At 70.1% G+C, this 21,861-nt stretch carries 20 protein-coding genes, 1 pseudogene and 3 riboswitches; of the genes and pseudogenes, 10 read left to right on the top strand and 11 right to left on the bottom strand.

Translation table 11 applies throughout. The features are described from left to right. Positions 1-14: 14 nt before the first annotated feature. The 4 genes from CNO22_RS07645 to CNO22_RS27525 all read right to left on the bottom strand — a co-directional run bounded on the left by CNO22_RS07645 (position 15) and on the right by CNO22_RS27525 (position 2,818). Positions 15-785, bottom strand: coding sequence for a CbtA family protein (locus CNO22_RS07645; RefSeq protein ID WP_198588171.1), 771 nt, complete (start codon positions 783-785; stop codon positions 15-17). 11 nt (positions 786-796) lie between these two features. Next, positions 797-1,003 carry a CbtB-domain containing protein gene (locus CNO22_RS07640; RefSeq protein ID WP_100498793.1) on the bottom strand — a complete coding sequence of 69 codons (207 nt, stop codon included), beginning with the start codon at positions 1,001-1,003 and terminating at the stop codon, positions 797-799. 35 nt (positions 1,004-1,038) lie between these two features. Continuing rightward, positions 1,039-1,222, bottom strand: a riboswitch (cobalamin riboswitch). 34 nt (positions 1,223-1,256) lie between these two features. Beyond that, positions 1,257-2,045, bottom strand: coding sequence for a (2Fe-2S)-binding protein (locus CNO22_RS07635; RefSeq protein WP_100498792.1), 789 nt, complete (start codon positions 2,043-2,045; stop codon positions 1,257-1,259). Then, a complete protein-coding gene (locus CNO22_RS27525) occupies positions 2,042-2,818 on the bottom strand; it encodes a DUF6925 family protein (protein WP_157936850.1) in 777 nt (258 codons plus the stop codon). The genes CNO22_RS07635 and CNO22_RS27525 overlap by 4 nt, the downstream gene beginning before the upstream one ends. A gap of 443 nt (positions 2,819-3,261) precedes the next feature. Continuing rightward, positions 3,262-3,441, bottom strand: a riboswitch (cobalamin riboswitch). 673 nt (positions 3,442-4,114) lie between these two features. Between CNO22_RS27525 and CNO22_RS07625 the strand changes: the two genes are divergently transcribed. Next, entirely contained in the window at positions 4,115-4,921 is an 807-nt protein-coding gene (locus CNO22_RS07625) for an oxygenase MpaB family protein (protein WP_157936849.1), read from the top strand. 197 nt (positions 4,922-5,118) lie between these two features. Here the strand turns inward: CNO22_RS07625 and CNO22_RS07620 are convergent, their stop codons facing one another. The 3 genes from CNO22_RS07620 to CNO22_RS07610 form a co-directional block, all read right to left on the bottom strand. Then, entirely contained in the window at positions 5,119-5,748 is a 630-nt protein-coding gene (locus CNO22_RS07620; RefSeq protein WP_100498790.1) for a LysE family translocator, read from the bottom strand. A 36-nt stretch (positions 5,749-5,784) separates the two neighbouring features. Further along, complete coding sequence (locus tag CNO22_RS07615) at positions 5,785-6,792, bottom strand: MerR family transcriptional regulator (RefSeq protein WP_100498789.1); 1,008 nt, start codon at positions 6,790-6,792, stop codon at positions 5,785-5,787. A 476-nt stretch (positions 6,793-7,268) separates the two neighbouring features. Then, positions 7,269-7,673 (bottom strand): transposase, encoded by a 405-nt coding sequence (locus tag CNO22_RS07610; protein WP_100498788.1) that lies wholly within the window; start codon positions 7,671-7,673, stop codon positions 7,269-7,271. Positions 7,674-7,704: 31 nt separating this feature from the next. Continuing rightward, positions 7,705-7,903, top strand: a riboswitch (cobalamin riboswitch). Between the two features lie 124 nt (positions 7,904-8,027). Between CNO22_RS07610 and CNO22_RS07605 the strand changes: the two are divergent. The 8 genes and pseudogenes from CNO22_RS07605 (at position 8,028) to CNO22_RS07570 (ending at position 17,372) form a co-directional block, all read left to right on the top strand. After that, a pseudogene (locus CNO22_RS07605) lies at positions 8,028-8,770 on the top strand (iron chelate uptake ABC transporter family permease subunit). 64 nt (positions 8,771-8,834) lie between these two features. Next, on the top strand, positions 8,835-9,764 hold the full coding sequence (locus CNO22_RS07600) for a DMT family transporter (RefSeq protein ID WP_100498787.1): 930 nt from the start codon (positions 8,835-8,837) through the stop codon (positions 9,762-9,764). Next, entirely contained in the window at positions 9,761-13,585 is a 3,825-nt protein-coding gene (locus CNO22_RS07595; protein WP_100498786.1) for an amino acid adenylation domain-containing protein, read from the top strand. Before CNO22_RS07600 ends, CNO22_RS07595 begins: the two co-directional genes overlap by 4 nt. A 34-nt stretch (positions 13,586-13,619) precedes the next feature. Continuing rightward, complete coding sequence (gene pptA, locus CNO22_RS07590; RefSeq protein WP_100498785.1) at positions 13,620-13,853, top strand: tautomerase PptA; 234 nt, start codon at positions 13,620-13,622, stop codon at positions 13,851-13,853. A gap of 436 nt (positions 13,854-14,289) precedes the next feature. Further along, entirely contained in the window at positions 14,290-14,748 is a 459-nt protein-coding gene (locus tag CNO22_RS07585) for a DoxX family protein (protein WP_100498784.1), read from the top strand. Positions 14,749-14,847: 99 nt separating this feature from the next. Next, positions 14,848-15,693, top strand: coding sequence for a 4'-phosphopantetheinyl transferase family protein (locus CNO22_RS07580; protein WP_100498783.1), 846 nt, complete (start codon positions 14,848-14,850; stop codon positions 15,691-15,693). A gap of 105 nt (positions 15,694-15,798) precedes the next feature. After that, the gene (locus tag CNO22_RS07575) at positions 15,799-16,419 is read left to right on the top strand and encodes a LysR substrate-binding domain-containing protein (protein WP_100498782.1); all 621 of its coding nucleotides are present in this window, start codon (positions 15,799-15,801) and stop codon (positions 16,417-16,419) included. A gap of 377 nt (positions 16,420-16,796) precedes the next feature. Beyond that, positions 16,797-17,372, top strand: a complete 576-nt coding sequence (locus CNO22_RS07570) for an FKBP-type peptidyl-prolyl cis-trans isomerase (RefSeq protein WP_100498781.1) — start codon at positions 16,797-16,799, stop codon at positions 17,370-17,372. Between the two features lie 175 nt (positions 17,373-17,547). On the opposite strand, the gene CNO22_RS07565 is transcribed toward CNO22_RS07570, so the two are convergent. From CNO22_RS07565 to CNO22_RS07550, 4 genes are read right to left on the bottom strand one after another with little or no spacing between them, the layout of a single operon-like run. Continuing rightward, a complete protein-coding gene (locus CNO22_RS07565; RefSeq protein ID WP_157936848.1) occupies positions 17,548-17,970 on the bottom strand; it encodes a hypothetical protein in 423 nt (140 codons plus the stop codon). Positions 17,971-17,985: 15 nt separating this feature from the next. Further along, positions 17,986-18,861, bottom strand: coding sequence for a metal ABC transporter permease (locus CNO22_RS07560; protein WP_100498805.1), 876 nt, complete (start codon positions 18,859-18,861; stop codon positions 17,986-17,988). Then, the gene (locus tag CNO22_RS07555) at positions 18,861-19,643 is read right to left on the bottom strand and encodes a metal ABC transporter ATP-binding protein (RefSeq protein WP_198588168.1); all 783 of its coding nucleotides are present in this window, start codon (positions 19,641-19,643) and stop codon (positions 18,861-18,863) included. The genes CNO22_RS07560 and CNO22_RS07555 overlap by 1 nt, the downstream gene beginning before the upstream one ends. Beyond that, complete coding sequence (locus CNO22_RS07550) at positions 19,640-20,536, bottom strand: metal ABC transporter substrate-binding protein (RefSeq protein WP_198588167.1); 897 nt, start codon at positions 20,534-20,536, stop codon at positions 19,640-19,642. Before CNO22_RS07550 ends, CNO22_RS07555 begins: the two co-directional genes overlap by 4 nt. A 995-nt stretch (positions 20,537-21,531) precedes the next feature. Between CNO22_RS07550 and CNO22_RS07545 the strand changes: the two genes are divergently transcribed. Continuing rightward, on the top strand, positions 21,532-21,861 hold a 330-nt coding region (locus CNO22_RS07545), incomplete at its 3' end, for a DUF4331 family protein (protein ID WP_157936847.1).

The following is a 21,861-nucleotide window of genomic DNA, read 5'->3' as shown; positions in this document are numbered from 1 at the left end:
GTGCGGACGGTGCGTCAGGAGGCGGCGGGCCGCCGGGTGAAGCGGTCGAGCAGCCAGCCGCCAGCCAGGCCGATGCCGGCCCAGAGCACCGCGAGCTGGCCCAGTGAGGCGAGCCGGAAGTCCCACACGACCGCGGCCGGCACGTCGGCAGCGATCGTGTCGGGGTTGTCGGGCACGAACACGAGCACCATCGCCAACAGCACACCGATGGCCAGGGTGGCCGCCACCGCCGTGGTCGGGATCCCGGTGCCCCGGCTGCGCAGCCAGCTGACCAGTGCCGCCACCAGCATCACGCCGACGACACCACACAGCAGCGTCCCGCCGTAGATGGCGGTGCGGGTGTCGACGGTCGCGGGGTCGCCGACGGCCGGCGGATTGGCCGGGATCTTCAGCGCCGGCAGCAGCGCGAGGACGCCGAAACCGACGGCGGCCAGCAGCATGACACGAGCGAAGTCGGTACGGCCGGGCAGCCGGTGCCGGACGGCGCCGTAGACGGCGGCGAAGAGCACCGCCAGGACGACGCCGGCGAGCACGGTGCCCAGAAAGCCGCCGAACATCTGCTCGGACCGGGTGAACAGCTCCTCGCCGTGCTCGTGCCCCGCGCCCTCGGCGGCCGCGCGGGCCTCCTCGAGCTCGAGTGCAGGGGCGATGGCTCGCCCGGTCACCAACAGCGAGAAGGCGCCGGCCAGCGCGCCGGCGATGACACCGGCAAGCACGATCCGGCCAAAAAGCTGCCCGAAGCGGGGCACCCGTTCGGTGTCGGGACGGTCGAGGACGGCGGTCACGTCGGCGCCCCTCAGTGACACGGCATGCCCAGCGAGTGCCGGGCGTCGTGGAAGAACTCGTGTGCGGTCTCGCCGAGGGACTGCAGCACCTGGCCGTTGTCCTGGGCGATCAGGTAGAGGCCGAACAGGGCGATGAGGGTGATGGCCCACGCCCAGGCGGGAACGGAGATGCGGCCACGCCCGGCGGCTGCGCGCTGGGCGTGCGGGGAGGAGGTCATGATGATGGAACCCTTTCTTCCATGCCTCGTGGAATGACGTGGTGCGCGCCGCAGCCGGTCTCCTGACTCCCGGATCGACGCTCGCCCCGACCTTCCCGGCACCCTCGTCGACGACGAGGCGCACCAGTGGTGTCGTGGGGGTCCGCTCCCCGGTCACAGTGGCGAGGACCGTGCCGGATTCCCACCGGCTTCCCTGACACTGCGGCATCGTGGACGGTACATCCTCATTCCTCCGCCATTGGCGTGTGTCAGGTCACCCCAGGACGCAGTCGCCGCACGTTCCGGCTCCCGGCAGCCGGTAGAACAGGCAGCACGACCGTCGGACGAAGGCGCCGCCGTCCCGACGCGTTCCCGTGCCGGCCAGCGAGCCACGCGTGAGCACCGCGTCGAGCACAGACCCGACCGCACCAGCGAGTGAGGGCCGCGCGGTGGCGGCCATGCGCAGCGCGCCGGCAACCGCCGAGACAGCGTTGCCGTCGAGCACCTGCCGGGACAGCCCGGTGAGTGCAGCGACCCTCGCTGACAGCGGGTGCACGGTCGGCCTCAGCCACTCCCGATCCAAGGCGGCGGCCACCGCGTCCGGCTCGCCAGCCCGCACCATCCTGACCTCGAGCAGGGCGACCGGCAGCGGGTTGCCGCCGGCCAGGAGCAGACGGACACCGGCCGGCGGCGCTACCGGGAGGACGCCACCGCTCAGCGCCACTCCGAGGAGCGGGGACACCAGCCGGGCCACCAGACCCAGGTGGGCAATTGAGGCCGCCACCCGGGGGTCGACGTCGCTCACTTCGGGACCAGCCGCCAGTGCGGCGCGGACGTCGCTGATCCGCCGCTTCAGCGGATCGCCGTCGACCAATTCGGCCCAGCTGACCCAGTCCGGCCCCGGCTCCTCGCAGACCGCGAAGAATGGTCCGAGGGTGACCGCGTCGGCCAGCGCCTGCGCCGCCGACCGGACAGTCGCAGCGTGATGCTGCGGCACGGCGGCGCCGTCGCCGGGACCGCGCTCCGGCTGCGCATCACCGAGCTGGTTGTCCGGTTGCGTCATCCCCAGTGCCGCACCACGTCGACGGTCTCCGGCGCGGCGTCGTCCAAGAACGCGACGGCGCCCACCCACCAGCCGTCAGGCAGCGACCGCTGTTGCGGCAGCGGCCGTCGTCGGGCCAGCCGGTCGGGCAGCAGGTGGGTGTGGCTGCCCGTAGGGGAGGAGCCGCCGGGCGGGGGGATCGGTGTGCGCACGAGGGCTCGGGCGACCGGGGTCGAGACGACGCGATCGGGTGAGGCGCAGACGAGGTGCGGACCGACCTCCCGGACCACGGCCGAGAGCTGCCGCCCCTGGTGGCGGCGGAGCCGCTCGGCGAGCACCGGCTCGTCGACGACGACAGAGAATCTTGTACCGGGTACGCCCAGGTCGAACACGGCGGAACCGGGGGCCTCGTCGACTCCACCGACCTCGCTGACCTCGGACCGACCGGGCGGCGCCTGCTCGGTGGCCAGGACGACGGACAGCGGCGTGGGACCGTTGTGCAGCACCCAGGTCGCGTGAGCAACGCCGCAATCCAGTCGGATCTCTCCGGTGTGGTCGACGGCAGCGAGTCGGTGTCCATCCTCGGTGACGGAGCGGTCGTGCGCAGTGAGGAGCACGTCGGCGACCGCGCCCTCCACACCTACGGTCCAGCCCACGCCCGGATCGGAGAGCAGCGTGCGCAGCAGGGCGCGCTCGGTCGCAGCTGCGATGCGCCGAGCCGCCGGTGCCTCCGGGACGTCGGGCTCCTCGTCGGCCACCCGGTCGCTGACGGTGATCTCGTGTTCCGGAGTCACCGAGAGTGTGCCGTCCGCGTGTGGGTCGAAGACGTGGGCGGCAAGTGACGCCGGCGCACCTCCCGTGGCGCCGGCGCGCACCCAGGACGCAATGCGCTCGGCGGCGGCGTCGTCGACCCGACGGAACCAGGTCGTCCCGAGCCGTCGGCCAGCCTGTCCTGCGTCCCGGTGGCGGACGGCGACGACGTCGAAATCGGAACAGGGACCCAGGCAGTCCGTCACCGTCGTCCTGCCCTTGGGCAGGGAGCGTGCGGCCGTCCGCATGGCATGGAGGCGCTTGGCGGCCGAGCCCGGTGACTCACGACCGCAGCAACAGCCGCGGCAGACCAGCACGCTCGCCGTCGGGACGATGCGGGACTCCCCCGGGGGCCGCTTCTCGTCCGGGTCAGGACACATTGCTCCGGACATGCTCACGCAGACCGTCCCTCCAGCACCTCGTGGACGAGTTCTCCGGTGCCGTGGCCGGCCTCCTGGCTTGCAGGTCCGCATCGATCCGTCGCCTTCCCGGGCCGGAGCCCAGTGGCTGCCCATACGGGGCCAGACGATCGACTCGCTGCTCACAAGGGCGAGGGCCGCTCCGGTGTCCCACCGGATTCCCGAGCACCATGGCGCAACGATCCTGTCACACCGGCCACGAGCTTGACGCGGTCCTGACTCACGCGGCCAAACGCGTCCCGGCCGGAAGGCGAGGAGACGTCTCGTCTGCTTGAAGCCCTGCTGCCGCTGGCCAGATGACATCCGCCTCAGCGCCCTGCCCTCGCCCCGAGGCGCCGCGGACGCCTACTGGAGCGCTGGAGCGATGACCCGACCAAGTGGCACACAGACCCGTGAATAGGTGAGTTGCAGGCGCGCGTCAGCGCGGGCGGGCGGAGCCCGCCGCCCGTCCGGTCCTGCGGGTGTGTGGATTAAAGGAGCGGCGCCGGCGCTTACCGGCGCGGCCCACGCCAGGTGTTCGTCGGCCCCGGGGCAGGGCCCGAACGGGATCGGTCTTCATCAACGGAGAGGCTTGAGCGACGGGTGTGGGTCACCGTGGCTGCTGGCGCAGCGGCCTGAACGGTGGCGCGTTGGGCCGCGGTGAGCCGCAGCTGTTCGGCGGCGCGGCGCGCGGCCGCGGCCTGCGCCCCCATGAGCGTCCGGCTATCGGTGCCCGTAGAGCGATCGCCTTCGGGCACGCATCGTTGATCTTCGGAGTCAAACTCCGAGGGGAGGATCGGGGTCATGCCGGGGTCGTCGCGCTTGAGCCTGCGCGCGTTGCTGCCCCCGCCTCCTCCGGCGGGTCGTGCCGGAGATCCGGGGGTGGCGCAGCCGCATGACGTGCTGTGGTCGGTGGCCCGGGAGCGCCTGCTTCTGCTCGGAGGTCCCGCCGCCTTGCTGCTGCAGGTTGCCCATCCGCTGGTCGCCGAGGCGGTCGCTGCGCACAGCGACTACCACGCCGAGCCGGCGCACCGCCTGCTGACCACCCTGCAAGCCACCCTGACCGTCACCTTCGGCGACACCACGCAGGCGCGCCAAGCGGCCCGCCGCGTGGGGCGGCGGCACGCGACCGTGACCGGTGCCATCACTCACCCGGTCGGCGGGCTGCCGGCCGGTACCCCCTACAGCGCGGCCGACCCGGACCTCGCCCTGTGGGTGCACGCCACCCTGGTCTGGACCGCAATGGCCGTGCACGACCGCTACGCCCGCCCCCTGCCCACGGCCGAGCGAGACGCCTACTGGCGGCAAGCCAAGCCATTCGCCCGGCTGTTCGGCGTTGGCGACGCGGCCCTACCGCCCGACTGGGCCGGGTTCGTCGACTACTGGCAGCAGGCCGTCGACGCACTGCAGGTGACCCCGGCCGCCCACCGGATCGCCAGCGACGTGCTCCGTCCCCGGCTGAGCCCGCCGCTACCCGGCGTCGCTCACCTCGCCCGCGCCGTCACCAGCGATCTGCTTCCCGCCGTGATTCGCGACGGCTACCGGCTGCCATGCCGGCGGCTGCACCGCACCGAGGCCCGCACGCTGCAAGCAGCGGTCCGCTTTCTGCGACCCCACGTCCCCGCGCGCTATGCCTACTGGCCGCACTACTTCCAAGCCGTTCAACGGATCGCGGCCACGACGCTATGAAATCGCCGCAGGACCGCCCCGTTAGCCGAACCTCCTGCGGCATCTCGCGGTCGCCAATGTGGTGGTGATCGGGTTGTCCCGCAGGGCCTTCCCCTGCGGGCGGCGGATGTGCACACCTGCTCCTGTGTCGAGTCTCGTCCGTGCGGCTCTGGTCGCCCGGACTGCTCACCGTCCGCGCTGACGTATGGCCCGGGCCGTCACCGGGCTATCACCACCGCGCCGGTGAGGCCGAGCAGCACCGCACCGACCCGGTCGGCGACGCGCCTGCGGGAGGCGCTCAGTACGGCGCGCACCCGGGTGGCCAGGGTGATGTAGACGGCGGCGACGGCCGCCATGACCGCCGCTAGAACCGCGCACAGCAGCAGGTACTCATCGGCGCCGACCCGCTGGCCGCCGAGCACCGCGGGAAGCACCGCGATGTAGAACAGCAGCGCCTGCGGATTGCTGACGGTCAGCGCCGCTCCCAGTCCGATGCCGCGCCACCCGGTGCCCACCCGTGCGAGCCGGGACCGGCCCACCGTCTCTTCCGCGGCGGTTGGGGTGGCGCCGGCACGGCGCCACAGGCCCACGGCCAGCCAGAAGAGATAGGCGCCGCCGGCGACCTTGGGGACGACGAACAGTGGACCCAGCGCGGCTGCCACGGCAGCGACGCCGGCGACGGCAGCTGTCAGCAGCACCAGCTTGCCCAGGGTGAGGCCGAGCGCGACGGTCCCGGCGGCGCGGGCGCCGCCACTGAGGGCCCGGCTGAACAGCAGCATCGTGTCCGGCCCGGGCAGCGCGGCGGAGACGGCGAACGCCGCGGCGAACACCGCGAGGTCACGCCCCACGCCGACCTCGCGGTCCGGGACGGGACCGGCGGCCGGTCACGTGGCGGCGACGGGGTGAGCGCGCACCCAGTTCAGCACCTCGTCGGCGTGCCGGTCCGGCGGGAACACCGGGTAGAAGACGTGCTCGATCCGCGGGCCGTGCAGCAGCATCGTCAGCCGCTTGTACAGCCGCTGCGGCTGGCCCGGACCGGGCCCCGGCAGCGCCTCGGTGGTGAACGTGGGCAGGCCCAGTGTGTCGGCGACCTGCAGCTGCGGGTCGGACAGCAACTGGTAGGGCAGGTGGAGGCGGGTGACCAGATCTTGCTGGTACTCCGCCCGGTCCGACGACAGCGCTAGCACCTTGTCGACCCCGGCAGCGTGCAGCTGGTCCAGGTTGTCCCGAAAGCTGCAGGCCTCCTGGCTGCAGCCGCGAGCGCCAGGGATTTCGTCCCAGCCGCGCGGAACGTCCACGCCCGGCTCCCCGGTCAACGGATAGACGAACAGCACCCACCTGCCGTCGCACACCCCGTCCAGGCGCACCTGTGAGCCGTCGGTGGCGGTCAGCGCCAGTTCGGGCAACGTGCGGCCCGGCAGGTGCCGGGCCTTACCGTCATCCACCGGAGCGGGCAGCCCCTCGGGCAGCGGTGCAGGCTGGGACAGCGGCATCTCCTCGTCCTCTCCAGACGCAGTCGTAGCAGGCAGCGGACGGAAACCGCGGCGTGCGGCCTGACCCATCCGCTCACGCAATAGGTTCCGGACCTGGGACAGCCGGTCGATCAACCCGTCGAGCTGGTCGATCTTGCGTTGGTAGGCCGCGATGGACTCCGCGCAGTCATCCACGGTGTCGTTGCCGGCCCGCAGGCACGCTACGAACGGCTCGGCCTCCTGCGTGGTGAGACCCAGTGCCATCAGCTGTCGCAGCTCCGCGGTCACCCGCACGTCCTCGTCGCTGTAGATTCGGTACCCATTGGCGCGCCGCCCCGGCCGCACCAACCCCAGGCCCTCGTAGTAGCGCAACGCCTTGACCGACACCCCCGCAGCCGCCGCTGCCTGTCCTGCCCTCACCCCGGACCACCTCCCTCAGCGAGACGCTAGAGCCGGCCCTCAGGGGACGGGTCAAGCTCGAGTGCCCACGACACCCGGCAGAGTGGCCCCGCGGCTGCCTCGCTCCGACGTCCCGTAGGCGGGCCACTGCGCACGCGTCGCTCGGTGCCCGGAAGAGGATCCCCTTGCGGTGATCGCTCGGCCACGGCTTCCCGCCGAGGATGTACCGCAAGTCCTTGGCTTTCAACACAGCTGTGCTGCTTGCGCGTCAGCGGTGATGCGGAACAGGCTGGTGCTGCAGAATTGCCCAGTGTCAACGACGCCAGCCTGGATTTTTCACGGGGGTGACGTGCGTCCCTGCCGAACTACAGCCTTGTCGTTTTGATCATGACTTCCTGTTGTTGGGCAGGTCGGGCGTCCGACTGTCGCGTCGGGGCGCCGGGTTCCTCGGGCCCGGTCGGGCTCCTTCCTTGATCGTCGGGGCGGCGGGGTGCCGGTCAGGTCGGTGCGGCCAGTGCCTTGATGGCCTTCCAGGCGCGGATCATCTCCTTGGTTCCGGGCCAGTCGGCGCGCAGGTGCAGCAAGCGTTTGCGTTGCCCGCGGGTGAGTCGGGCGGGTAGGTGGAAGATCCGGTAGCGCAGCAGCTTCGGTGCCGCGTTCCGCAGCGGGCCGGCGGGCAGGGCCAGCTGGCGGAAGCAGGCCAGCAGGTTCGCGGCCAGCGCGACGATCTGGGTCCAGGCGACGTTGATCGCCCAGGACCGCGAGGGCCAGCGGGCCAGGCCGAGGTCCTTGGCCTGCTTGACGTCGCCTTCGACGTGCACGTGGGAGCGGTGCCGGGCATCCAGCCAGGCGAGCTGCCCGCCGGCGGTGTCGGTGGCGATCAGCTGGAAGCGGCGGCCCATGGACAGCGGCTTCTCCGGGGTGGGGGCCGCGCTTGACGGGGTGTGGGTCGGTACCGGAGGATGCTCCGTGTTAGAGCGACGGAGCCAGGAAGCCGGTGTAAGTCCGGCGCGGTCCCGCCACTGTCACCGAGGAGTGAGTCCCAGCACGGCCACGGCTTCATGTGAAGCGGGAAGGCCGGGACGAGCGATGATCCGGGAGCCAGGAGACTGACCGTCGCTTCCTTCCCACTCGGGGCGCGTGACCCCGGAGGAGGCATTGGTGGCTGCCGCGCGCGTGCGTCGAGCTGATCGCTGTCCGCCCGTCCCACACTTCGACTCCAGGGCCGGGTGACGGCTGAGAGTCCGATCCGGCTCATGGTCTCGGGAACGTCGGCGCAGGCTCGCCCCGCGCCGGATACGTGTCTGTCGGTGTCCCGTTGGCGGACCCGGCTGCGGTACGGGGTGCTGCTCGCCGTGCTCGCCGTCGTGCTGCTCGCCGCGCTGACCACCGGCGTCGCCGTGGGGTCGGTGGCGATCGCGCCTTCCACGGTGTGGCAGGTGGTCGCCGCCCACCTGAGCGGGCAGGCGCTCGGTGCCGGCGGCGGGGTGGATGGCATCGTGTGGCAGCTGCGCCTGCCCCGGGTGCTGCTGGCCGCGGTCGCTGGGGCGAGCCTCACCGCTGTCGGCGTCACCATCCAGGCGCTGGTGCGCAACCCGCTGGCCGACCCGTACGTGCTCGGGGTGTCCTCCGGGGCTTCGGTCGGGGCCACTGCGGTGCTGCTGTTCGGCTCGCTGGGGTGGCTGGGCTGTATGCGTTGTCCGGCGCGGCGTTCCTCGGCGCGCTTGCCGCCATGGTGGTCGTCTTCGCCGTCGCCCAGCACCAGGGCCGGGTCAGCCCGCTGCGGCTGGTGCTGGCGGGCATGGCCATGGCCATGGCCATGGCCCACGCCTACCGGTGCGTCCTGAGCGTGTGCCGCGGGTGCTGCTGCGGCACTCCCGCGAAGCACCCCGAGGTCGATGCCCTCGCCCATCTTTGGCCGGGGTCCGCATTCGGGTGGGCCCCGGGATGCGGCCGGAAGGTCCGCCGTCCCGCATGTCCTCGGGAACCGGAGAGCTGATCATGCGCCACCTTGTCCAGCCCCTCATGGCCGTGGCCGGCCTGGTCGAGCACGAGGGGGCGAGGTGGCGAGCAACCGGCTGGCACGCGACGCGGCCCTGACCGCGCTGGCCCCGGCGGTGTGGGGGAGCACCTACCTGGTCACCACCGAGCTGTTGCCGCCCGACCGACCGCTGCTGGCCTCCACCCTGCGGGCGCTGCCGGCGGGCCTGGTGCTGCTCGCGGCCGGCGGCGTGCTGCCGCGAGGCGTGTGGTGGTGGCGGGCCCTGGTGCTGGGGGTGCTGAACATCGGCGCCTTCTTCTACCTGCTGTTCGTGGCCGCCTACCATCTGCCCGGCGGGGTGGCCGCGTTGGTGGTCGCGGTCCAGCCGATGCTGGTTCTGTTGCTGGCCGCGCTGCTGCTGAAGGACCGGATCCAGCGCATCCAGGTGGCGGCGTGCGTGCTCGGTGTGCTCGGCGTCGCGCTGCTGGTCCTGGGCCCGCAGGCCGGCATGGACGCCGTGGGTGTGGTGGCCGGTCTGGCGGGGGCGCTCTGCATGGCCTCCGGCATCGTCCTCACCAAGTACTGGGGCCGGCCTCCGGGTGTGGGTGTGCTCGCCTTCACCGGTTGGCAGCTGACCGTCGGAGGTCTGCTGCTGGTGCCCGCCACGCTGGTCGCCGAGGGCCTCCCCGACCGCCTCACCGGCCCGAACCTGGGCGGCTTCGCCTACCTGAGCGTGGTCGGGGCGCTGTTCGCCTACGCGGTCTGGTTCCGCGGGATCGGACGGCTGCCCGCGCTTGCGGTGTCGATCCTGGGGTTCGCGAGCCCGCTGGCCGCGACCGTCCTCGGGTACGTCGTCCTGGGCCAGTCGCTGACGCCACTGCAGCTGGTGGGTGCAGGCGCGGTCGTCGCCGCCGTCGTGCTGGCCCAGCCCAGGCAGCCGCGCACCGTCCCGACCCCCGGGGCCACCACCCGAACATCCGAGAAGGTCCTGGTCACCGGAGGAGAGCAGTGAAGACCGCACCGTCCATCACCCGCCTGCACGACGCCCGGCTGGGCGGCTGCCTGCCGGACCTGCTGCGGAGGCAGGTGCATGCGCAGCCCGACGCCACCGCGGTGGTCTGTGGCGACCGGCGACTCAGCTACCGGGAGCTGGAGGAGGCGGGAGGCCGGCTGGCCGCCTGCCTGCGGGACCTGGGGGTGGGCGCCGATGAGTGTGTGGGGCTGTACGTCGAGCCGTCTCTGGAGCTGATGACCGGGGTGTGGGGCATCCTGCTCGCCGGCGCGGCGTACCTGCCGCTGTCCCCGGAGTACCCCGAGGACCGGCTGCGCTACATGATCGAGGACAGCCGCACTCGGGTCATCGTCACCCAGGACCACCTGGCCGCTCGACTCTCGGAGCTCGCGCCCCCGGGGACCAGGGTGGTAACCCCGGCGGACGCGGCGGGCTGCCGTCCGGTCGGTGGTACGACGGTGCGCCCGGACGCCCTCGCCTACGTCATCTACACCTCGGGAAGCACCGGCAAGCCCAAGGGGGTGATGATCGAGCACCGCAGCATCACCTCCCAAATGCGCTGGCTGCACGCCTACGGACACCTCGACACCGGGACCACCGTGCTGCAGAAGACCCCGATGAGCTTCGACGCCGCGCAGTGGGAGATCCTCGCCCCCGCGGTGGGCGGCAGGGTCGTGATGGGCGGCCCCGGCATCTACCGGGACCCCGAGGCCGTACTCGCGGCCGTCGTCAAGCACGAGGTCACCACGCTGCAGTGCGTGCCCACCCTGTTGCAGGCCCTGCTGGACACCGAGGAGCTCCACCTGTGCGCCACGCTGCGCCGGGTGTTCTCCGGCGGTGAGGCGCTCTCGAAGCGGCTCGCCCGGGTCTTCGCCGACGAGCTCCCGTGGGCAGCGCTGATCAACCTGTACGGGCCGACCGAGTGCACCATCAACGCCACCGCGTGCCTGGTCGACCCGGAGGCGGCCGACGACGGGTCGGGCACGGTGCCGATCGGCGTACCGGTCGACAACACCCAGTGCTTCATCCTGGACGAGCACCTGGCGCCCGTGGACATCGGGGAGACCGGCGAGCTGTACGTCGGCGGCGTCCAACTGGCCCGCGGCTACCTGCATCGTCCGGACCAGACCCGGGAGCGGTTCATCGCCTCGCCGTTCGTCCCGACCGAGCGGCTGTACCGCACCGGAGACCTGGCCCACTGGAATCCCGACGGCACGATCCAGTTCGCCGGCCGGGCCGACAACCAGGTCAAGCTGCGCGGCTACCGCATCGAGCTGGACGAGATCGCGCTGGCGATCGAGGACCACCAGTGGGTGCGGCACGCGGCGGCGATCGTCGCCGACGACGAGCGCACCGGCCACCAGAAGCTGGTGGCGTGCGTCGAGCTGAACCCCAAGGAAGCCGCGCTGATGGACCAGGGCAACCACGGCGCCCACCACCAGTCCAAGGCCAGCCGGCTCCAGGTGAAGGCGCAGCTGTCCACCCCCGGGCTACGGAGCCGGGAGGATCTGGCGGGCCGGCGAGCAGTGGAGCTGCCCGGCAGGCAGGAGACGCAGCGGCAACGCCGGGAGGTCTTCGCCCGCAAGACGTATCGCTTTTACGACGGCGGCCCGGTCAGCCGGGCCGACCTGCTGGCCCTCCTCGCCACCCCGGCCGTCGCCGGGGGCACGCGCGGGCTCGACGAGCTGACGTTCGCCGCGCTCGGCGAGCTGCTGCGCTGGTTCGGTGCGGTCGGCAGCGAGGAGCGGCTGTTGCCGAAGTACGCCTACGCCTCTCCCGGCGCCCTGTATGCGACCCAGCTGTACCTGGAGGTCGGCGGGGTGGCGGGGCTGGACGCGGGCGTGTACTACTACCACCCCGTCGACCACGTGCTGGTCCGGATCGGCCCGTCCGCGCACGGGCCCGGGCGCCGCCTGCGGGTGCACTTCGCCGGCAGGAAGCACGCGCTCGAGCCGGTCTACAAGAACAACATCCAGGAGGTGCTGGAGTTCGAGACCGGGCACATGGTGGGCGTGTTCGAGGAGGTGCTGCCGGACTACGGCCTGACCATCCGGCCGCTGGGCCACGACCCGTCCGTCAAGGGCATCCTGGATGTCGCCGGGGAGGACCCGTACCTGGGCACCTTCGACATCCGCCCCCACGACGGCGACCCGGACCCGGACCCCACCGAGATCTTCGTCCAGAGCCACCCCGGTAGGGTGGCCGACCTTCCGGCGGGCCAGTACCGCTACGCCGACGGGCGGCTGGAGCACATCTCCGACGCGCTGCTGTTGCCCAGGCACGTGATCGCCATCAACCAGCAGGTCTACCAGCGGGCGAGCTTCGGTATCACCGCCGTCAGCCGGGCCGGCGAGGCCTGGCTGGAGTACATCAGCCTGGGCAAGAAGCTGCACCGACTGCAACGCAACGGCCTCGGTCTGGGTTTCATGTCCTCCGGCTACAGCTCGAAGTCTGGGCACCCGCTGCCGGCCGCCCGGCGCATGGACGACATCCTGACCTCGTGCGACATCCCGCCGGGGGCGTCGTACTTCTTCCTCGGCGGCAAGGTGAGCCAGGAGCAGGTGCGCAGTGAGGGCATGTACGAGGACACCGTGCACATGAAGGGCCCGGCGGAGATCATCAAGGACGAGCTCGCCCAGGTGCTGCCCGACTACATGATCCCCAACCAGGTGCTGGTGCTGGACCGGCTGCCGCTGACCGCGAACGGCAAGGTCGACGCGAAGGCCCTGGCCGCAACCGAGGCGGTGTGCTCGGCGGGCAGCGCCACCCCGTACGTCGCCCCGCGCACGCGGCACGAACGGTGGCTGACGAAGGCGTGGGGGACCGCGCTGAAGTACGAGAACGTCTCGGTCGAGGACGACTTCTTCGCCTCCGGGGGCAACTCACTGGTCGCCGTCGCGCTGGTCAACAGGATCAACCGCGAGTACGGCACGCAGCTGCCGCTCCAGGTCATCTTCGAATGCCCGAGGCTGGCCGACCTGGCGGCCCGCATCGAGAATGGCGCCAAAGAGCCCTCGTCGCGGCTGGTGCCGCTGCACGACGCGGGCACGGGCGCGCCGGTGTTCTGCTGGCCCGGGCTGGGCGGCTACCCGATGAACCTTCGCCTACTGGGCCGGCACGCGGGCCTCGGCGGGCCGTTCTACGGAGTGCAGGCAGCCGGCATCAACGCCGACGAGCAGCCCCACCTCACGATCCGGGAGATGGCCGCCGCCGACGTGGCCGAGATCCGGCGCGTGCAGCCGGAGGGCCCGTACACCCTCTGGGGTTACTCCTTCGGCGCCCGGGTCGCCTTCGAGGCGGCCTGGCAGCTGGAGCACTCAGGCGCTGATGTACAGAACCTGCTGCTGATCTGCCCCGGCAACCCCAAGGTCGGCGGAGCCGACGGGGACCGCCACGGCCGGGCAGCGTCGTACTGCAACCCCGCCTACGTGACGATCCTCTTCTCGGTGTTCACCGGCTCCATCACCGGACCCGAGCTGGACGCATGCCTACGGGCAGCGAAGGACGAGGACAGCTTCGTGACCCATGTACGCCGGCTGCTGCCCAGCCTGGACGAGCAGCTGATCCGGACAATCACTCGAATTGTGGCGGAGACCTACGAGTTCGAGTACACCTTCCACGAGCTGGCCGAGCGGCGCCTGCAGGCGCCGGTGACCATCTTCAAGGCGGCCGGTGACGACTATTCCTTTATCGAGGGCAGCTCCGGCTACTCTGCTGCCCCTCCGACGGTGGTCGAGCTGGACGGCGACCATTACAGCGTGCTGAAGGAGCGCGGCGTCGGCGAGCTGGTCTCGGCCATCCACGACCGCCTGGGCATGTGACCGTCGATGACCCCAGAAACAAAGGAGCATCCCCGTGCCACACGTCACCATCAAGCACTTCCCGAAGGACTTCGCCGACGAGCAGAAGTGGCAGCTGGCCGAGGCGATCACCCGGGTGGTCACCGAGCACTTCGGCACGTACGACGGTGCCGTCTCGATCGCCCTGGAACCCGTCCCCGCGCACGACTGGACCGAGCGGGTCTACGAGCCGGAGATCGTGGGACGTCAGCAGTCGCTGATCAAGGAACCGAACTACCGCAACAACTAGGCGACAACTGGCCACCCTCCCCGCAGCCAGGTCCGCTTCCCCGGCACCGACGTCCCCATCCTCGCCGAGGCCACCGGCGACCGCCCGGCTTCGACCTGATCGGCTCACCCATCCCGTTGGCCCCTGAAGTAGCCAGAACAACCACAACCAGAACCAGCGAATCCCAGCTCACCTTGGGATTTGGGCCACATACGTGCGCCTGTCCCGGGCTACATGCCCGGACCAGCCCAATCTCTACGCACAGTTGCGGCAACACCGGGCCTGAGGTGACTTATTGATCTCGGACCACTGCCCCCAATGTAGGATTGGGGAGAAGTGGAAGGGAACAATGACAGCACGGCGGAACGAGTATCCTCTCGAGTTTCGGGAGCAGGCGGTTCGAGCGGTGAGGCTTACCTAATCTATGTATCGATCCACGCCTCGGAAGGAATCACTCATGACCTCGCTCAACAAGGCCCTCGACCATGTCCAGCCGTACGCACTGGGTCTCTTCCGGGCCGTCATCGGCCTGCTCTTCGCCTCCCACGGCGCCGCCTCGCTCTTCGGGATCTTCGGCGGGGCCTTCGGCACGAACGGCGGCACCGTCCCCGCCGGAGTCTGGCCCTACTGGTACGCGGCCGTGATACAGCTCGCGTGCGGTCTCCTCGTGGCTGCCGGCCTGTTCACCCGGGTCGTCGCGCTCATCGCCTCCGGCTCGATGGCTTATGCGTACTTCGTCGTCCACCAGCCGGTCGCAATGCTTCCACTTCAGAACGACGGCGAGCCCGCCGCGCTGTTCTCCTGGGCCTTCCTGCTCCTGGTCTTCACCGGGTCCGGCGCGCTCGCGCTCGACCAGGTGATCGGCAACCGCCGCAGCAGCGGCCAGCCGGCCGTCGAGGTCGCCACCGCCGCGTAAGCACCACCGCCGCATCAGGTAGTCGGGTCCTGCCGTGGCCTCGTTGCCCATGCTGATCAGCGTGGGGTTGTCCCGTCGGCTGGCCTCAGGGAGACGGACGTGACCGCCGTCGCCCTCGGAGGCGGCCTACTCGAGGGACTCCTGCCTGCCGAAGTCGCCGTCGTTGAGACGTTTGGCGACCCGCCTTCCGTCGAGCTGTTTCCGCTGGAGGCCGACGTCGTGGCCAATGCTGTGGAGAGCCGCCGACGCGAGTTCGCCACCGTCCGGTGGTGCGCTCGCGCCGCGCTCGCCCAGCTCGGCGTTGCGCCGGAGCCGATCCTGCCCGCCCGGGGTGGTCCGCCGTGGGCGAGCCGTGCTCCGCTCTGGCCCGACGGCATCGTCGGCAGCATGACGCATTGCGACGGCTACCGTGCGGCGGCGGTGGCCCGCAGTGCGGTGGTCGCCTCGGTCGGCGTGGATGCGGAGCCCAACGCTGCCCTGCCCAGCGGGATCCGGCAGGTCGTGACCCTGCCTGAGGAGCAACGCACCCTCGCGCGGCTCGCCGCCTCCCACCCGGGCGTCGCCTGGGACCGTTTACTGTTCAGCGCCAAGGAGAGCGTCTTCAAGGCCTGGTTTCCGCTGACCGGGCGCTGGCTTGGCTTCGGCGAGTGTCTGATCACCCCCGATCCAGACCTCGGTACCTTCACCGGAAGCCTGAGGGTTACCGGACCGATCCCGGCCGGAATGACCGTGAACGGCTTCACCGGGCGATGGCGGGCCCAAGACACCAACCCAGGGGCCCACCTGGCAACTGCGGTGACGGTGGCACCGTCCGCGGCGCGGAACTCGCCAGATTTCAACGTAGCTCCTGCCGTCGTGCCGACAGTTTCCACAAACTGCATCTTGCGTAGTAAGCGCGGCAACGTCGCCGTTGCACGCAACCCGATTCACACAACCGATTGGTGACCCGGCCTGGAGAGCGCACACCGCAACGAGGCACGCTGTCCGTGGCCATGAAAACGTCCCGGGGTCGCACCCGGAACGTTCGGTCGGCGGTCAGTTCAAGGCGCAGTGTCAAGTACCGGGTTCGATGGACACCCGGAACTCACCGAGGTCCATCCCGGACTGGTCATCGTCGACGAGCTCGTCGACCGCGCCACCGCCCTGGATCGGCTGCTCCGTGGCGCCCTGGACCTCGCCATCGTTCTGGAGGACGACTTCGACCCCGCTCCGCGGGTGGACGGCGTCCAGCTGCACCCGCTCTTCGAGGACCCGGTACGGGTTGTCCTGCCCGTGGGGCACCACCTCGCCGACCGTCTCACGGTCAGCGTGCACGAGCTGGCCAACGAAGTCTGGATCCGACCGCACGATGGCTCAGCCGCGCACCGGCTCGACGCCGTCCTGGCCCGCGCCGGCCTCCGCCCTGCACTCCTACTCGCCGGCCGCGGCGACGAACCCGTCGAGGTCCAGGCTCTCGTCGCCGCCGGAAAAGGCATCACCCTCGCGCACGACCTGACCGTCGTCGTCAACCGCAACGGCGTGGTAGTCCGGCCCCTCACTGACGAGCCCGGGGTACGCCGGGTCCAGGCCGCCGTCCTGCCCGGCCGCCGACCCCCAGCCACCCACACCGCTCTGCAGGCCCTCTTGCGCGTCGGCGCCGAACGCGGCAAGCGCCTCACCCAGCCCCGCTGACAAAGGCCCTACGCCTCTGTCGAGGATCGGTGACCGGGACCAGCACCCACCGCCTCCGACGCGCTCGTGTCGGCCTGGACGCGCCGATAGTCCGGCTACGCTGCTCCACCTGGAAGGTGTTCCTGGATCAGTTCGGACTGGTCCCTCGACAAGACTCATCGTTGCCGACCAGGAGCGCTTTGCAGTTGATCAACACACCGAGCGCCACCATGCGCCGAAAGCCCCCGGGCTAGTAGTCCTGTTGGATCGAGGTGTCTTCGGGTTGTGGGAAGGGACGCTGGCCGCTGGTTGCCCTCCACCGGCCCGCGATCAGTGTCTCCGACGTCTCGCCAGGATCATCCCCACTCTCGAGCACTGCTCGGCCAGGAGAACCCCTCATGATCGGCCGCATCATCACCCGTGTGTCGCTCGCCCTGACCGTGTCCCTCTCCCTCGCCGCCTGTAGCGGCAGCGACGACGCGGTGTCCCAGCCGCCCGTAGCGACCGCTGAGGAGTCGGCTGTGGAAGAGCCGGCTGGAGAGGCGTGTGAGACCCGGGCGTCGACAGCCGAGCCGCCCGGCCAGATCTCCACCGACCTGAGCGTCGCGCCCGAAGTGCCAGCCTCCGACGCCCCACCGCCCTGCGGCCTGCTCATCAGCGACATCGTGGTCGGGACGGGTCCTGAGGCGATGGCAGGCACGACCGTTGCAGTGAAGTACGTTGGCGCCTTCTACGAGTCCGGTGAGGAGTTTGACTCCTCCTGGAGCCGCGGCCCGGACGAGAGCCTGCCGGTCATGCTCGGCGCCGGGCAGGTCATCCCGGGCTTCGAGCAGGCCATAACCGGCATGAACGTCGGCGGCCGACGGCTGGTCACCATCCCGAGCGACCTGGCGTACGGCCCGCAAGGACAGGGACCCATCCCGGGCGGAGCCACCCTCACCTTCGTCCTCGACCTGGTCGAAGTCAGCGCCTGACGGTGGGCCGGTGAACCCACCGCTGTGTCAATCGCAGGCTGAGGTCACCCAGGGCGAGTGCACGGGCGGTGACGAGAGCTGGCCGGTCACAGCCCGTACCTCCGAAATGGTTGCGCCGGGCAAGGCTGGACGGCGCGGGCGTGCCTACTCCAGCGACAGCAGCAGCCGCCGTGCTTCAGCAGCGTGGCGCCGGGAGAACTCCGGGTTGAGCGCCAGCGCACGTCGCAGTGCGGCCCTGGCTTCTGTGGTGTTCCCACGGCTGCCTCCACCACGCCGAGGTGGTAGTAAAGGGGGCGTAGGGGCTGTTGAGTCGCACCGCAGCCCGCGCGTGCGGCAGCGCCTCGTCGCTGCGGCCAGCGCGGTGCAGCGCCAGCCGTAGGGGCACCGACCGGTACCGGTGCTCATCGACCCCCAGCCGGCGCACCAGCACGTCGTCGGGGTCGGTGAGCAGGTCGGCCGCAGCGGTGAGCATGGAGGCGACCAGCCACCAGAACACCCGATGGGCGCGGACGACCTCGCTGGCCGCCCGACCGGAGACCACCACCGCTGCGACCAGCGCCTGACACAACCGTGCGGTCGAGCGGGCGTAGGCCGGCACCTGCTCGGAGCCGGGTTAGCTGGTTGAAACGACTACGGGCGCGGCATTGGTGTGGCTGTCAACTCGAACCGTGCGGGCCAGTCCCCGCCCGCCGGTGAGCGACAGCACGACGGTGAAGGTCAGGGCGCCGGTGAGGACGATCATCGTCCCGGAAGGCACGTCGAGGTGGTAGCTGAGGTTCATCCCGACGAAGCCGCATCCCGCGCCGATGACTGTGGAAAGCCAGAGCATGCGGGAGAAGCGGTGGGTGAGCATCCTGGCCACGACGGCGGGGATCACCAACGTGGCCGCCACCAGGGTGACTCCGATGACCGTGAGGGTGGCGAGGATCGCCAGGGAGAGCACAAGCATGAGCAGGGCATCGGTCCGGGCGACGCGCACGCCGCTGACGTCGGCGACCTCAGGGTCGAAGGTCGCGAACAGCAGGGCACGGTAGTTGAGAAAGATCACAGCGACTGTGAACGTGGTGATGCTGGCGAGTGCCCACACGTCTGCGGCCGAGACGCCGATGAGGCTGCCGAACAGCGCGGCGTCGAAGGCGGGCCCCTTGTCGCCATAGTGGGAGAGCAGCGCCACCCCCAAGGCGAACGATGAGGTGGTGATGACCCCGATCGCCGCGTCGGCGCCGATACGCCAGCTGCGGGTGACCTTGTTGATGGCCAGCGCCGAGGCCAGGCCCCACACCCCGGCGCCGAGGTAGTAGTTGATATTGATGATGGAGCTGGCCGCGAAGCCTCCGAAGATTGCGTGGGACAGGCCATGACCGATGTAGCTCATGCCGCGCAAGGTGATGTAGACGCCGATGAGGCCGCACAGGCCACCCGCGAGGGTGGCGACGCCAAGGCCCTTGATGAAGAACGCATAGGCGAAGGGGGACAAGAGCGCTTCCATCACGCGCTGGCCCGGTGGTCGGCGGTGTCGTACCGGTCGAGCACCACGGGCATGCCGAGGTGCTCCAGTACCTCCATCGGGGCGCCGAAGGTCCGCTCGAGCACGGGGCCATTGATGACATCGCGGGCGCTGCCGACGGCAAGAACGGTGCGATTCAGCGCGACAAGCTGAGGTAGGTGGGCCGCCACGCCGTTGAGGTCATGCGTAGTCAGGAGGATGGCGACGCCTTCGGCGTTGAGCTCGCCGAGCAGGTGGAGCATGTCGTGCCGACTGGTGATGTCCACTCCGGTGGTCGGTTCGTCCATGAGCAGCAACTGGGGGCGGCGCAGCAGGGCCCGGGCGATGAACATCCGTTGCTGCTGCCCGCCGGACAACTCGCGGATGTGGCGTTCGGCCAGTGCGCCGATGCCCAGGCGGTCCAGGACCCGGCTCACCTCGGCGCGCTCGTGGCGGGTTGGCCAGGGCAGGGTCCGCCCGGTGCGGGCCATCAATACGCATTCGGCAACGGTGACGGGAAAGTTCCAGTTGACCGTCTCCAACTGCGGCACGTAAGCCACCGCAACGTCCGGACGGCGGGTGACGGTGCCTCGCTGCGGTACGGCCGTGCCAATCAGGAGCCGCAGCAGCGAGGTTTTGCCTGAACCTGAGGGCCCGACCACACCGATGAAAGCGCGTGGGCCGACGGCGAGGGTGACGTCTTCGAGGACCGGGCTGGCGTCGTAGCCGAACGTTGCGCCCTCGATTCGGACCAGGTAATCCATGGTGATCCGTTCGAGGTTCACTGCGGATAGGTGGCGTCGTTGCGGACCAAGGGCGTGGTATCCAGGGCGGCGAGCCGGGTCGCCTTACCACCGAGGCCGTTGATCATAGTGACGTAGTCGTAGCGCATCAGGCCCATCCACGAGTGCTCGGCGTCGCCGGGCTCTCCGGGCAGGTCGTCGTCGCGCAAGGTGTCCTCGTATCGGGCGCCGGTCGCGCGGCCGACCTCCTCCAGGACTGCGGAAGGGAACACCTCCGAGCCGAAGATGACCGGAACGTTCTCGGCCCGCACCTGGTCGATCAGCGCCGCGACCTCGCGGGGGGTGGGATCCTGGAAGTTCTCAGGCTGAATAGCCCCGATGACCTCCCACCCATAGGTCTCGGCGAAGTAGGCGTAGGCGTCGTGGTATGTCAGCAGCTCCTTATTGCCGGCCGGTATCGAGTCCTGGTCAGCCCGCAGTGCGTCGGAGAGCTCGGTGGCCTGGGCCTCGAAAGCCTCGTAGTTGCTCTGGTAAAAATTCTCGCCGTCCGGATCGGCTTTGCTGAGGACATCCCGTGCCACAGCGGCGTATTGGATCGCCCACGTGGGGTCGGTCCAGAGGTGCGGATTGGGTTTGCCGTCCTCCCGCGGGAAGGAGAAGTCATAGATGTACTCGCTCTCCGGAAGCACCTGCGTCCCGATCTCGACCAGCGTCGCGCCCTCGGCCATGTTGGCCACAGCCAGGTCTTTCGTCGGCTCTTCCAGCTTGAGTCCGTTGATGAAGACGAGGTCGGCCTCGGAGAGCACCGCTGCCGCACTCGGTGGCGGGTCGAAGGTGTGCGAATTGGTCCCCTCCGGCACTAGCCCGGTGATCTTTGCACGGTCACCGGCGACGCTGGCAACGATCGACGTGATCGGCGCGACCGTGGTGACCACCTGCAATCGACCATCCCCTTGGGATGACCCTGAATCGCCGCCCGCTCCACACCCCGTCAGGAGTAGGCCACTGGCGAGTGGCATGACAACGGCCAGGGAGCGGGGCCCGTAGAAGGTGCGAGACACCGCTCGAGGCTACAAACCATCGGCGCTTGTTGCAACGAGTTAGCAACAAGCACCCCCTGAGGGGTGAATAACCGGACGTCACTCAGTTCCCTCGGCCGTCCGGCAGCTCAGGGTAGGAGCCTTCCGCGCCGGCTCCTGCGGACCGTCCCCTCCCGGCCCTGCGCGGAGCTCTTGGCCGGAGGGCCGAGGGAATGAGGGCAGGAGACCTGTTCCGCAGTCTCCCGATCCGGTTTCAGCTCCGATACCGGGGAGTCCAGATGATCAGCCAGCGCCCGACCAGCAGCACGGCCAGCGCCACGACCAACGGCCACACCGGCAGAGGTAGGCCAGCGCATGGCCGCGGCTCAGCGCCTCGCAGCGGGAGGCGGCGGACGCTGCGCGGGCGGCGAAGATCACGCCCTGCACGTCCAGGTAGCGAGCGCGTGGAGGCGTTCACCGGTGATCCGCGGTGGCGGCGATCCCGATGCCGTCGCGAAGTTTCACACCTACAGCCCCGACAAGCAGCTTCTGATCATGCTGCAGGCCACGGACGGTATCCGCACGCAGATAAGGCAGCTCCGCCAGTCAATGGCACGACCCTGCTGCGCGTGTCACTCGTTCGCGAACGCCGCGCACCCGATCGGGTGCTCTCGATGCAGTCGCGAAGCACGTGAACCGCCGAGGTGCCCTACTTCGAATGTCGTAGGAGAGCGACGTCACGGTTTCCCGAGCCAGGGATCCGCTGCGGAGGTCTGGCATCTCCCCGGTGCCCACTGACTACGACGTCGTGTCGGCGTCTCCGCCCAACGGGGGTGGAGCAGGGAAACGATGAGGTGCACGTGCTCAGTACAGACCAACTACTCCGCCGACGTGGCGTACGTGCCACGTCCATGATCGCGGCGGGAGGGCTGCTCGCCGGCTCGACGGTCGTGGGGCTGCTGCCCACGCTGGCCAGTGCCTCCAGCCACCGGGAGGCTCCGCTGATCGCCAATGACCCGGCGGTGGACAACACCGACGTCTACGCGTTCTCCAGCCCGGAGAACCCGGACAACGTCACGCTGATCGCCAACTGGATCCCCTTCGAGGAGCCCAACGGCGGGCCCAACTTCTACCCGTTCGCCGAGGACGCGGAGTACTACATCAACATCGACAACGACGGTGACGCCGTGGCCGACTACATCTACCGGTGGAAGTTCACCACGGAGGACCTCCGGGGCCAG

Origin of the sequence: Geodermatophilus chilensis, assembly GCF_002802985.1 — a bacterium.
Taxonomy (GTDB): Bacteria; Actinomycetota; Actinomycetes; order Mycobacteriales; family Geodermatophilaceae; genus Geodermatophilus; species Geodermatophilus chilensis.
The sequence above is the reverse complement of the archived record's forward strand: the minus strand, read 5'-3'. Positions and strand labels throughout refer to the sequence as shown.